10 protein-coding genes are annotated in these 13,169 nt (G+C 60.1%); 4 read left to right on the plus strand and 6 right to left on the minus strand.

Annotated elements, in window-relative coordinates; all coding sequences use genetic code 11:
• The first annotated feature begins 17 nt into the window (after positions 1–17).
• On the plus strand, positions 18–719 hold the full coding sequence (locus AC07OO_RS21600; RefSeq protein ID WP_495084212.1) for a sulfite exporter TauE/SafE family protein: 702 nt from the start codon (positions 18–20) through the stop codon (positions 717–719).
• Between the two features lie 171 nt (positions 720–890).
• On the opposite strand, the gene AC07OO_RS21605 is transcribed toward AC07OO_RS21600, so the two are convergent.
• The 3 genes from AC07OO_RS21605 to AC07OO_RS21615 all read right to left on the minus strand — a co-directional run bounded on the left by AC07OO_RS21605 (position 891) and on the right by AC07OO_RS21615 (position 3,967).
• Positions 891–2,282, minus strand: a complete 1,392-nt coding sequence (locus AC07OO_RS21605; RefSeq protein ID WP_495084213.1) for a wax ester/triacylglycerol synthase family O-acyltransferase — start codon at positions 2,280–2,282, stop codon at positions 891–893.
• A 68-nt stretch (positions 2,283–2,350) separates the two neighbouring features.
• Entirely contained in the window at positions 2,351–3,667 is a 1,317-nt protein-coding gene (locus AC07OO_RS21610) for an HD-GYP domain-containing protein (protein WP_495084214.1), read from the minus strand.
• Between the two features lie 81 nt (positions 3,668–3,748).
• On the minus strand, positions 3,749–3,967 hold the full coding sequence (locus AC07OO_RS21615) for a hypothetical protein (protein WP_495084215.1): 219 nt from the start codon (positions 3,965–3,967) through the stop codon (positions 3,749–3,751).
• Between the two features lie 178 nt (positions 3,968–4,145).
• On the opposite strand from AC07OO_RS21615, the gene AC07OO_RS21620 reads away from it, so the two are divergent.
• On the plus strand, positions 4,146–4,883 hold the full coding sequence (locus tag AC07OO_RS21620) for a response regulator (RefSeq protein ID WP_495084216.1): 738 nt from the start codon (positions 4,146–4,148) through the stop codon (positions 4,881–4,883).
• A complete protein-coding gene (locus tag AC07OO_RS21625) occupies positions 4,876–6,978 on the plus strand; it encodes a PAS domain S-box protein (RefSeq protein WP_495084453.1) in 2,103 nt (700 codons plus the stop codon). Before AC07OO_RS21620 ends, AC07OO_RS21625 begins: the two co-directional genes overlap by 8 nt.
• Before the next feature lie 22 nt (positions 6,979–7,000).
• Here AC07OO_RS21625 and AC07OO_RS21630 read toward each other — a convergent pair whose 3' ends face one another.
• On the minus strand, positions 7,001–7,786 hold the full coding sequence (locus AC07OO_RS21630) for a Crp/Fnr family transcriptional regulator (protein WP_495084217.1): 786 nt from the start codon (positions 7,784–7,786) through the stop codon (positions 7,001–7,003).
• A 280-nt stretch (positions 7,787–8,066) separates the two neighbouring features.
• Here AC07OO_RS21630 and AC07OO_RS21635 point away from each other — a divergent pair, with 280 nt between their 5' ends.
• A complete protein-coding gene (locus AC07OO_RS21635) occupies positions 8,067–8,555 on the plus strand; it encodes a Rossmann-fold NAD(P)-binding domain-containing protein (RefSeq protein ID WP_495084218.1) in 489 nt (162 codons plus the stop codon).
• Positions 8,556–8,642: 87 nt separating this feature from the next.
• Here the strand turns inward: AC07OO_RS21635 and AC07OO_RS21640 are convergent, their stop codons facing one another.
• Together AC07OO_RS21640 and AC07OO_RS21645 are read right to left on the minus strand one after the other, a co-directional pair.
• Complete coding sequence (locus tag AC07OO_RS21640) at positions 8,643–11,333, minus strand: putative bifunctional diguanylate cyclase/phosphodiesterase (protein ID WP_495084219.1); 2,691 nt, start codon at positions 11,331–11,333, stop codon at positions 8,643–8,645.
• A 26-nt stretch (positions 11,334–11,359) separates the two neighbouring features.
• Positions 11,360–13,033: a methyl-accepting chemotaxis protein gene (locus tag AC07OO_RS21645; RefSeq protein ID WP_495084220.1), complete on the minus strand. Its 1,674-nt coding sequence runs from the start codon at positions 13,031–13,033 to the stop codon at positions 11,360–11,362.
• Between the last annotated feature and the right edge of the window lie 136 nt (positions 13,034–13,169).

Below are 13,169 nucleotides of genomic sequence, written 5' to 3' on the forward strand. Positions count from 1 at the left end.
GAGGCAGGCACCATCGCATGCAGACTTCTCTGGCACTGACGGCATTGTTGATGGGCGTGGTGGGCGGGCCCCATTGCGTGGCCATGTGCGGTGCGGCCTGCGCCGGCATAGGCCAGGTGGCCGGCGCCCGTAAGCGGTCTGCGCTGTTGCTGTTTCAGGCCGGGCGGGTGGCGGGTTACTCGGCTCTGGGCGGTTTGGCCGCGGCATCCCTGCAGGGGCTGGGGTGGTTGACGGTGCAGTCCGCCGCACTGCGCCCGGTGTGGTCGCTGTTCCATGTGGCGGCCCTGGTGCTGGGCATGGTGCTGGTGGTGCGGGCACGCCAGCCGGTGTGGCTGGAGCAGGCGGCGCGCGGCGTATGGGCCCGCGCCCGCAGCGTCGCCGGTGGGCGCGGGCAGGGCGCACCGCTGGTGCTGGGCGGCTTGTGGGCGCTGATGCCCTGCGGCCTGTTGTATTCGGCGCTGATGGTGGCCGCGCTGGCGGGCGGCGTGCTGGCCGGCGCCGCCGTCATGGCCTTGTTTGCACTGGGCACCAGCGTGGCGCTGGTTGCAGGCCCCTGGTTGTGGCTGCGTTTGCGCGGCGCACCGGCCGCACCGGCCGCGCCGGGTAGTGGCCAATGGGGCGTGCGCCTGGCGGGCCTGGCGTTGGCCGCCAGTTCGGCCTGGGCGCTGTGGATGGCGCTGGCGCATAACGCGGCGCCGTGGTGCGTGGCTACCGGTTAAGGTTCAAAAAGGCTGTCAAAAGCCCCCCATTTGGTTTTTTGGGGAGTCTGCTGGGTGGCTTTTGGAGAATCGGGCGCTAGCCCTCGCAAAATATGGCTATGTAGCTATTGAATAGATAGCGTTTCAATCGCTCGGGCGGCCAAGGCTCCATCCCCAGTCGCCACGCTCGCCTCAAATATGCGCATCCCGCACCGAGGCTTCCAGCTCGGCAAAGGCCTCTTCCACATACACCCCCAGCCGCTCCAGGTTGGGCAGCTCGTCCGTCGCAATCAGGCCGAAGAACAGGTCACCGGCATAGCTGAACAGCGTGATATTCAGCAGATTGCTGGGCGGCAGCGTGCTGATGGGGTGCATCTCTTCCATGCGCGCGCCCTTGATGTACAGGTGCTCCTTGGGGCCGGGCACGTTGGACACCAGCGTGTTGCCCATGGGGGGCATCTTGTTGCTGAGCTTCAGGGTTTCGGCAATCTGCGCCACCAGGCCGGTGATGATGGTGTAGGACTCGATGGCCTCAGGCGCCACGCTGTCGACCATGGTGCGCACATTGCGCAGGCTGTAGCCGATGTTGCGCAGGCGCACATAGGGGTCGTCCGTGGGCGGCGACAGCTCCACCTGGATGATGCCGATCTTGTTGCCCGCCGTCTTCTCGCCCTCTTTGCGCAGGTTGACCGGCATCTGGATGGTGATGGGGCGGCGCAGTTCCACGCCCTGGTCCTGCAGGTAGCGGCGCAGTGCGCCGTCCAGGCAGGTCAGAGCAATGTGGTTCAGTGTGGAGCGGGTACGGGTGCGGATGGCGTTGACGCGTTCCATGGAGACGCCCGCAGTTGCAAACTGGCGGCCGGATGTGACCTGACCGGTCAGCGGCGTCTTGGCGCTAGAGACAAAGGGCAGGGCGATGGCGTTCTTGGTCAGGTTGACGCTTTCCAGCAGCAGCATGGCGGCCAGGCGCCCAATGCCCAGGAAGCGGCGGGTGTTGCCGGTAACCTCTTTCCACGTCAGCTGCAGCAGCTCTTGCTTGGCCTTGGTACCCCGGCCACCACCATGGCCACCGTGCTTCTGGGTCCACACCGGGACCTGGTCCATGTCGGTGGGCGATGTGGAATAGCACTCGGCCGTCCAGCGCGCCATGGTCACGCCATCGGCATAGGCATGGTGCATCTTCTGGTACAGCGCAAACTTGCCGTCGGGCAGGCCGTCGATGACATGCACCTCCCACAGCGGGCGGCTGCGGTCCAGCATGGGGGTGTGCAACTGCGACACAAAGGCGTACAGGGCGGTGCGGTCGTTGGCGCCCTTGGGCAGCGTGTGGAAGAACACGTGCTGCGACATGTCCAGCTTGTCTACCGGCTGCCAGTAGGGCCACGAGCCCATTGCGAACTGGATGACCCGGTTGAACGGGGGCTTGACATCGCTGGCGGCCAGGTATTCCTTGTACAGGTTCTTGGCAAAGGCTGGGGTGGACTTGGGTGGGCGTTTGAAGATCAGCAATCCGGCTACGTGTTTGGGGCTGGCCTCGGTCTCTGCGATGAAAAAACCAAGGTCGAGTAGGGACAGTTTGCTCATGTTTCGTATGCTTTGATAAGGTCGTGGCGAAACGCCTGTGCGCACTGTAGGCGATGCGCAGGAATCGGTCAATTTGGAGAGGTGATATTAGTGAGAGCTCCTTCGGCAACCATGGCGTCGACCCGGTCCAGCCAGGTCTTCAATTCTTCGGGGTAAACGCCAGCCGGGCCGGCGCGCCAGCGCCTGCGGGTTTGGCGTGCCATGGTGCGGAGCTGCCAGGCAGCTTCCTGCGCCAACAAGGAGAGTTCGATCTTCAAGGCTTCATCCTGGCTTGCCGGCCCGAGCTGCGCCAACTGGTCATGGGCAATGCCAACGGTTGCCATGGTGCGTTGCAGTTGCTCCGCCTGTGCCGCCAGAGCGTTGAGTCCGTCGAGTCGCGCTTTGGACAGATCGGGCAATTTGAGCAATCCAATCGGCCATTTGGAAATGGCATCTTCAATATCGGACAAGCGCGCGATGGGGTCTTCCAGCACCACGCTCGGTGCATTGGAGGTATCCCCTTCCGGGCGCAGCAGTTTCATCACTTTTGCTACCAGCGCCGGGTCATATCGGTGTTTGTTCATGCGTAGCAACACGGATAGCCGCATTTCAGGTGCTTGGCGCTCCTGCGTGAACATCGCGGCTACCACTTCGGCCAGCGCGAGTATGCGTCCCAACGGACTGATGTCGTCTCCCACCAAGTTGCTTGGATATCCCGAGCCGTTCAAGCTTTCGTGGTGCTCGGCCACCGCGCGCACCATTTCTTTGGTGTATTCCGGGTGTCGTTTGAGCAGTACCGTGGAAACCAAGGGGTGCGAATACAACTGCCGGCGCTGGCCACTCGTCAGCCCCAGTTTGGATTGCAGCAGCACCGGGTCAAGGTGCAGCATGCCGATGTCATGCAACAGGCCGGCGGCGGCAGCCATATCGACGTCGAAGCGCAACGCTGTGGGAGACTTGGCCAACCAGGCGGCGATGAGCGCCACCTGCACCGAGTGCAGGAATACCTCATGGCGGACTTCGCAGGCCAGCGTCAGTTGGAACGCCATGGGATAAGGCAGAGGTATTTTGTGTATTACGTCCAGCAATAGCGCACGCAGTTTGGGGTCCTCTGTCATCCGTGCGAAAAATGGTTCTTCCCGCAGCATCTTGTCTGCCGTGTCCCGCAAAAATTCACCGTTCACCGTGGGTAGGCTGGACACCGAGTTTTCTATGGGCTCGGACAGCTTGTGCTGCATCAGTCGCTCATACATGTCGGTGTTGATAGCCACGCCTTTTTCGACGATCTTCACACCCTTGTCATTGAAGATTGCGCAAGTGGTCAGCACTGGGCGCACCTCGCCGAGTTCGGTTACTGCTCTGGTGAAGTGCTGAGGGTCGGGGACCGCTTCAATCATGTCGCTCATGGAGTTGTTATACCTGCGTATGCTGAAACGGAATTTGACCGGAGTCAAATGGAAGACCGGTCTGATGGTCTTCTGTAGGCATCAATGGAGAGTGGGTTCCACCGCCGGCACAAAGAACTCCCACCCAACTACACCCCGTGCGAAGAGATAGTTCACTCTTGCTGTTTCACTCAATGCATTGAGATCAACCTGTCCCTTTGCATCACATGGAAAGACATAGCCATGCCCGGTATGGAATATGGACCGAAAGCAAAGCTCGTACTGGGTGTTTTGTTGGGCTGTTGCGGTTAAAACATTCATGTCGTTCTCCTGAAGTGAATGACGCAAAGGAACATACATTCAAGATAGGTGTGACAAGAAAACGGCACCCCAACCGCCTGCATCAGCCCGCAACAGCCTGTAAATGGACTGTATCAAAACAGAGCCTCTGCTAGACTCCATCTGCACTCAACACCATGTCAAAGGATTGAGCACATTGATGGCTATTTCGCCTATACCTTCTGCTGGCCACATTGCGGTACTCGACGACGAGGCCGACATCACGCTGCTGCTGGCCAACTATCTGAAATCCCACGGGTATCGCGTTACGCAGTTGCACAATGGAGGCGCGCTGATGGACTTGATGCGAACGGATCCCCCAGCGCTGGTGCTGCTGGACCTGGGTCTGCCTGGCGAGGACGGTTTTTCCATCGCGCGCCAGTTGCGCGAACATTGGCGCTGTGGACTAGTCATCGTTACCGGCCGCGGTGATTCCGTTGACAAGGTTGTGGGCCTTGAGGTCGGCGCTGACGATTACGTGACCAAGCCCTTTGATTTGCGCGAGCTGCTGGCGCGTATCAAGGCCGTGCTGCGACGCATGGCGCCTGCCGACCAATCGGAACACCCTGGTGCCGCCAGTTCTGCGCTGCGCTTCGCGGGATGGGAGTTGGAAACAGCGGCACGCCGCCTGCTCAATCCGCAGCGACAAGAAGTGTCGTTGACCACCGGTGAATTTGATTTGCTGTGTGCCTTTGCCAAGAGTCCGGGGCGCGTGCTGTCGCGCGACTTCCTGTTAGAGCAAACGCGTGGCCGAGAAGCCGCCCCGTTTGACCGCACCATTGACGTACAGATCGGGCGGCTGCGCAAGAAGCTGGAGGCCGATCCGGAAGACCCGCAAATCCTCAAATCGGTGCGTGGGGCTGGCTATATCTTCGTTCCGCCGGTTAGCCATGGCTGAAGGTGTACCCTCAGGAGGCGGCAATGCAATACCGGGCACATTCATTTCTGGCGCAGAAGAAAGCAGCGTCTTTCGTTCTCTGTTTCAAGCCTATCCCGACGCGCTCCTGCTGGTAGACCGCTCCGGGTCCATCGCCTTGGCCAATCCTTCAGCGGCCAATCTGCTGGGCTATGAAGTGCACGAGTTGCAGGGCATGGCCGTAGATGCCCTGGTGCCGGACAGCATTCGCCCGCGGCACGCCGCTTACAGGGAAGCTTATGGCAATGCGCCGCGGCAAAGGCCCATGGGCACGCAGATGGACTTGGTGGCGCGGCGCAAAGATGGCAGCGAAGTCATGGTTGAGATAGCACTGAGCCCGCTACAAAGCCATGGACTACCTTTCGTGGTTGCGGCGATTCGCGATATCGGCGCCTATCCACGCGTCAAGCAGGCTTTGCAGCGGGCGCGCTACAGCGAACACCTCGCCCAATTGGGTCGCCTCGCAGTGGACACGCGCGACCCGCAGGTATTGCTTGAGCAAGTTCCTGCCATTGCTACGGCTGCCTTGCAGATGGAAGTTGCCATGGTTTTCTTGCTGGAGGCCAACGGATTGGAATTTCGCGTAGCCAGTGGCATTGGCATGCTGACAGGTGAAGTCGTCGGCAGCCATGTTGCCAATCGGCCCGATACGCCCCCCGGCTTCGTGCTGTCCCAGGGCCAGACCATTGTGGTACCGGACTATCGTACCGAACAACGGTTTACGGTGCCGCCCACCTATCTGGATGTAGGCTTAGTCAGCGCACTGGCGGTGCCGATGTCGGACCGGGGTCGCATCATCGGCGTGTTGGCGGTGCGCTCGCGTGAGCACAAACGCTTTGACAGTGATGAAATGCATTTTTTGGAGTCACTGTCCAACTTGCTAGCCAGTAGTTTGCAGCGCGCCGAATCCGAGGAGGCACTCAATCATTCCCAGCGGTTGGAAAGTGTCGGCCAATTGACAGGTGGCATTGCGCATGATTTCAACAACCTACTCACAGTGATCCAGGGTAATCTCCAGGTGCTTGAGGAACTGCCCGCCTTGGCCGGCGATACCTATGGCCACCAACTGGTGGCCGCGGCTACCCGCGCCAGCAAGCGGGGCGCGGAGCTGACAGCCAAGCTGTTGGCATTCTCCCGTCGTCAGGTCCTACAGCCCAGTGCCGTTGATGTCGGCACGCTGCTGGGGTCATTGGCTGGCATGCTGCGTAGGACCTTGGATCAGCGCATTCGCATCGACGTGGATGTGGCGCCAAATTGTCCTTCCGTGCAGGCAGATCCCGGCCAGCTTGAAGCGGCTCTGCTCAATATTGCGATCAACGCGCGCGATGCCATGCCCGAGGGGGGCGTATTGTGCTTCTCGGCACAAGCCTGCGAGACGCTTCCCATCGCGATACGGGGTGAACTGGAAGGTAGCGAGAGCCGTAACTTCGTTGTCATCGCCATTGCGGATACCGGCTGCGGCATGTCCGATGCAGTGCGTGATCGCGCCTTTGAGCCCTTCTTCACGACCAAGGAAGCGGGCCGCGGTACAGGTCTGGGCCTGAGTACGGTGTATGGCTTCGCTAAGCAATCACATGGCGCCGTGACAATGGATAGTGCGACTGGCGCCGGCACCACGGTTACCCTGTATTTGCCTGCACCCCAGGGCCTGTCCAGTCCGATCGGCGTCGCCGATCAGATGGAGGTGGATATTCCTAAAGGGCTGCGTGTGCTTTTGGTGGAAGACGACCACGAAGTGCGCGAAGTGGTGCGTGCATTTCTCGTGGCCTTGGGCTGTACTGTGACCGAGGCGGCCAACGGCGAGCAGGCCCTGCTGGTGCTAGGTTCTGAAGCGGGTCATGATCTGCTGCTCAGTGATATCGCGCTAGGAACCGGCATGCGCGGAACCGAGCTCGCGCTGCAGGCGCAAAAACGCTTTCCGAATCTGGCTGTGCTGCTGATGTCGGGTTTTTCATCCGAGTTGCTGGATGCCGACCGCGACTCGCCCCAGGAGTGGGAACTGCTGCGCAAGCCCTATGGCCGCGAGGAGTTGGCGGGCGCAATGACCCGCGTGTTGGCCAATCGCCGGGCGGATTAAGCGATAGAAGGCCACTGCTGCCTCAGTGCAACACTGCCTCGGCGGGCGGCGTCACGCAGTTTTGTACAAACTCGGTCAGCGCATCGATCTCGGGTATATGGATGTCGCGTCGGCCTTTTTCCGCAAAATGGATCAACTTGCCGCGTGCCAGTCGGGTCAGCGAGCGGCTCACCGTCTCAATGGTCATGCCCAGGTAGTTGCCGATGTCTGCGCGTGTCAGGCGCAAGGTGAATTGATCGGTACGCATGCCGCTACGCCCTAGGCAGTGAGCCCAGTAGCGCAGAAAGTCTGCGACGCGGGCGTCGGCCGGTAGGGTGCAGACTGACATCAGCGAGTCGCGGTCGCGGGCGATTTCGCGGCTCATTGCTTCATGCAGCACGGGCAGCAATGTGCTGTGTCGGGCGCATGCGGCCAGCAACGCGTCGTAGCGAATCACCCAGACTTCGCCGGTGTCCAGCGCAATGGCATCGCAGATAAAGCGGCCATTGGCAATGCCATCAAACCCCATCCAGTCACCGCGGAACTTGAGCCCGACCACCTGCTCGCGCCCGTCCGCTGTCTGGTTGACGATCTTGCAAAACCCGGAATTGAGTATGTAGAGATTGCTAAAACCATCTCCTGCCTTGTAAAGGGCTTCCCCGGCCCGCACGATGCGCCGTTGTGGCGCCAATTGTTCTCGCAGCAGGTTCAGGACCTCGGCGATGTGCTGACTGGTGTGTCCGTCAAAGTCCATGGTGGCCTTGGGGGGAGGGGTGCCCACGGCGGTAGCCGAACGGGTTGCGATGGGGGCGGGCGAGCAGTTCAGCATGGTGATCATCTCCAGGTCTGCAAACGGGGGGTGGCAATGGACGTGATGTTGAACGGTAGGCGCAAACACAAAAACAACACCGCGCATCGGTAGGTAACACTGTGTGAACAATGTGTGTCAGGCGGGTATCAGTCTGCAGTTGCGTCAAAGCCTTTGACCTAGGTCAATAGCGTCCTCCGTGGTTTGGCTACTCTCACCCTTACGCCAATTCGCACGACCTGGAAGCCGAGCCATCATGTTTTTTCTGCCAACGCTTTGCACACCTGCTGCTGGAGAGTCCATGTCGCCCGAGGAACTGAACGGCGTCCTGGCCAACGGGCGAATTGTTGGCGAGGCTGTGCAGAATGGAACGATTGCGCATATGCTGAAAGGGCGCAAACTCGCATTGCTCACTAACTTCGGCGATATGGATCATGCCGATGCGCTCGAAGATGGGCCGCTGTTCATGCGTGCCGCCACCGAAATGGGTGCTCAGGTAGCAGGCTTGCGCCCAGGTTTGTCGAGTACAAGTTCAGTGCAGGAAGTTCAAACCACCTCACGCATGCTCGGCCGGCTCTACGATGCGTTGGAGTGCCAAGGCATGGATGCGGGCCTGGTGCAGCAGATTGCGCTGTATGCGGGGGTGCCGGTTTTCCACGGCCTTGCATCGCTGGGACACCGTACGGCGAGAGCGGCCGAATCGTTGGCCGTGCAACTCAGCATTGGGGTTAAGGAGGAAGAGGCGCTGCGTCGCGTGGTGCAGGCCGTTTTGCTAGGGACCTTGGCGTGAAGCTAGCGGCGTTCGGGAAGCACCAGTGCCTTTGCCAGCAAGCTGCCACCGTTAGCCCCACACTGCACACATTGGTCGAGTAAGGGATCACGCCGCTTCAGCGACCTCTTGCCATGGCGCCTCAGCATGCCAGCTTGTCATCCAAGCCTTGAAATCTGTCGCGGGCATGGGCTTGGCGATGCCGTAGCCCTGAGCATGGCGGCAGCCAATGGACAGGAGGGCGGCGCCATGCGCCTTGGTTTCCACGCCCTCTGCAATCACTTGGCGCTTGAAGGCTTGGGCCAGTTGCACCACGGCCTGTACGATGCCGCGATCATCCTCATCGGTCAGCATATCCCGCACGAAGCTTTGGTCTATCTTCAGTTCGTCCACCGGCAAGCGGCGAAGGTATGCCAAAGAGGAGTAGCCTGTGCCGAAATCGTCTAACGAAAAGTGCACACCGAGCTGCTTGCAGCATGCCACCAAGGCAACTGCCTGCTCTATGTCGCTCAACGCAGCAGTCTCCAGCACCTCCAGCTCAAAGTTGGCAGGGGGCAGATGCGGGTGGCGCTGCAACGCGAGTTGTAGTTGTTCGCAAAATTCCGGGTGAAGCAGATGGTGTGCGCTGATATTGACACTGATCCGCAGGTCCATACCTTGGACATACCATGCCTCGGCCTGCGCCATTGCAGTCTCAATGACCCACTGGCCAAGCGGTTGTTCCAGACTGCTGCCGCCAACATGGTCCATGAAAGCTGCCGGCGACAACACGCCCTGTTCTGGGGGAAGCCACCGGATGAGTGCTTCGGCGCCCAAGACTTGACCAGTCAGCAAGTCAACCTTCGGCTGGTAGTACAGCGCGAACTCGCGCAATTGGAGGGCTTTGTGCAGAACTTGCAGCATCTTGCTGTGTTGCTGGGCACGGCGGTCGCTGTCGGAATCGAACAGGTGGTAGCGGTTGCGCCCCGAGTCCTTGGCCACGTACATGGCTTGGTCCGCATGGCGCAGCAGAGTGTCGGCGTCTGCATCATCTTGCGGATACAGCGTCACGCCAAGGCTGGCTGTGACGCTGACACTGACACCCGCCTGCTCCAGTTGCACTGGCTGGGCCACCGCCAGCAGAATGCGGTCCAGCGCCTGACTGCAGGCTTCCGGGGACTCGATGTCGGCCAGCAACAGCACGAACTCATCGCCCCCTAGCCGGGCCAGGATATCTTCGCTACCCAGTTCATCCAGCAGATGCTGTGTTACGCCTACCAGCAAAGCGTCTCCTGCGGCATGGCCATGTTCGTCGTTGATACCCTTGAACCCATCCAAGTCAAGAAAGCACACTGCCAGCATGCGCTTGCTGTGCGCGCAGCTGCGCAGGGCTTGTTCCAATCTATCAGCCAGAAGACGTCGATTGGGCAGGGCTGTGAGCGGGTCGTAGTGGGCGATGCGGTTCAGCTCCTCTTCGTGCTCCTTGTACTTGCTGATGTCCGTGAAAGAGCCCACATAGTGCTGCACGGACCCGGCGGAGTCGCGGACCACGGAGATGGACAACAGTTCAGAGAACAGCTCCCCGTTTTTGCGGCGGTTGCAGATTTCCCCACGCCAGGAGCCATGTATGTTGATCGCTGCCCACATATTGCGGAAAAAGGCCGCATCGTGTTGTCCGGACGACAGCATGCGCGGCTGTTGGCCCAACACCTCCTCGGCTGAGTAGCCGGTGATTCGGCAAAAAGCGGGGTTGACTTTGACAATGCGCTTTTGTGGGTTGGTTACCAGGATGCCCTCTTGGCTGCTATCAAAGACGGTTGCGGCCTCGAGAAGCGCCACCTCGGCCTTCTTGCGCTCCGTGATGTCGCGCGAAATTCCGAACAGTCCCGTGACCTGCCCCTGCTTGTCCAGGATGGGGCCTTTGGTTGTCAGGAAGACATGTTCTTTGCCATCCGGAAGCGGCAAAGACTCTTCAAGGGTCTGCGTCACCGCACGCTGCATGATGGCGCTGTCACCTGCCATCAGTTGCTGGGCGGCGGCCGGCGGGAGGAGTTGGGTGTCATCCCTGCCCACAATGTCACTCGGTGCTTTGCGCACCATATGGGCACCGGCATCGTTGACTAGCAGGTAGCGGCCCTCCAAATCTTTGACGAACACCGCGTCGGAAGTGCCCGACACCACGGCATCCAGGAGTTCCTGATTGTTGTGCGCTCTCGCTTGGGACTGGCGACGCAGCTCACTCAGGACACTGACAACAATGCCGTTGAGGACCAGCAACGATAGGGCCAATGTGTCGCGCCCGTCCATGACCCATGCACCACGTGGCAGCGGCTCCATGGTAGCAGCGCCAATGGCCGCAGTTGCCGTGGCCAGCAAGCCGGGCAACAGTCCACCCAGCAGCGCGCTGAGCACGATAGGAAGAACCAGCAAGATGATCAGCGGATGATCTGGGGTAGCTATGTACCGGCGCATCAATAGCATGCTCAGTGGCAATGCGACTGCGAGCAGATAGCTTGATGCATCTGGACGATGGGCCTGCCCATCGTAGTGCGCAATGGAGGTGAGGGTGGCCCCTCCGTTGGCGTTGGGCAGTGTGGATACAACACGTAGCGCAATACGCAACATTGCGGTGGTGGCCAGCACAAAGAAAGTCCCTTTGACGGTGGACAGCCACACCATGGATTGCACATCGATAAGGTTCGACAACAGTTTGTCGGACAGAAATATCCATGCTAAGGCCACCACAAAATATCCCAGTGTGCTGCACAGAATGAAACGCCCGCGAGGGCTGTCTGGCAGCAGTTTGTTCAAGGTTTTCATGTTGCACTCCCATCATCTATTTGTTCTTATCTTGCGTGGGCCAAGCGCAGGCGAGCGGGGGCATTGGTTACTGGCTTGGGCGCTTGCTGGTTCAGAGCCTTGCCAGTGCGACGCAACTCAACTGCATCCACCTGTGCTACCGTGCGGTCGCTTGACTTCAGGCGGAACAGACGCATCGAATTGGTTACACCCAGAACCTGTTCGTTCAGGGCGCTGGCGGTGGCGGCCAACTGTTCCACCATTGCGGCATTCTGTTGGGTGATGCTGTCCATCTGGGTGACGGCCTCGTTGATCTGAGATATGCCCAATGTCTGCTCGCGCGAGGTATGGCTGATTTCGTCCAGCACTGCCGTGACCTTGTCTACCGCCTTTTGCGCAGAGTGCATGCGTGCCTGGGCCTCTTTCACCTGCTGGCCGCCATTGGCCACGCAGGCAGTGGATTCGCCAATCAGTGTCTTGATCTCGCCAGCTGCCGCCGTGGTGCGCTGGGCCAGTGAACGCACTTCGCCGGCCACCACGGCGAAGCCGCGCCCGGCATCACCGGCCCTGGCTGCTTCCACCGCAGCATTGAGTGCCAGGATGTTGGTTTGGAAGGCAATGCCCTCGATCAGGTGAATGATTTCGGTGATACGGCCCGATGACGCGGCAATGGCTTCCATGGTCAAAGCCACCGTCTGAACCGAATCGTTGGAGCGCAGCGCGATCTCGCTGGTCTCGCAGGCCATTTGCGAACCCCGTTGGGCGGCATGTGCACTCTGCTGCACGGTGCCGTGGATTTGCTCCATGGACGCTGCGGTCTGTTCCAGGCTGCTGGCTTGTGCCTCCGTGCGGGCCGACAGATCTTGGTTACCTTCGGCAATCTCCCGCACCGCGACGCTGAACTGGTCCAACTGCTGGCGCACATCGCTGACTACCGTGCGCAGATTCAAGGACATCTGCGTCATTGCTTGCTGGAGTTGCCCCGCTATGCCGGAGCCACCGGTTCGAACCGTGTGTGACAGATCGCCAGCGGCCAACTGGTTGGCGTCCAGTAACACGGAAGACAACGGGTGTATGGTCAGTTTATGGATGGCCGCCAGCGTCGTTGCGCCAGCACAGACGGTCAGCATAAGCACCAACGGCCACGGCAAGTCCAGTGCCAGGCCTCCCCACAGCACCAATGGCATCAGAGACAGCAGTAGCATCAACTGTGTCACTGCCCCCGGTTTCAGCAGCCGTTGCAATCTGCCAATCCAGTCGCTACGCAGTAGCTTGCCCTGACGCAGCACATGGGTCAGGCGGTTGGATTCCGCCTCGGCGCGCATGCGCGTATACAACTGCTCCGCCGCGGCTACCTCATTGCGCGCCGGGGCCGTGCGCACGGACAAATAGCCGGTCAGCTCATTGCCATCCATCATGGGTGTGGCATTGGCACGCACCCAATAGAACTCTCCAGTTTTGCGCCGGTTCTTTACCAGGCCGGTCCAAGGCTGCTTGGCCTGTACGGTGGCCCACATGTCGCGAAACGCTTCGGCCGGCATATCCGGATGGCGAATGATGTTGTGGGGCTGGCCCAAGAGCTCAGCGGAATCGTATCCACTGACCTCTACGAAGGCATCGTTGCAGTAGGTGATGCGACCTTTCAGGTCTGTCACGGAGACCAGGGTTTTGCCTGGTGGTAGTGCAAATTCCTGTTGGTACACCGGTAAATTCATTCGCATGATCGAGTTCCTTGGATGATGAATAGTCCGCAGTATGGGTAGCGACTATCCACCGCAGCTTGATCCCGATCAATTCGCGATAACTTTTGCCGCCGAAAGTGGACTGGCGTGAAGCGGGGGCATCCGCTTCAACGGA

It is taken from the genome of Rhodoferax sp. GW821-FHT07G04 (assembly GCF_059418585.1).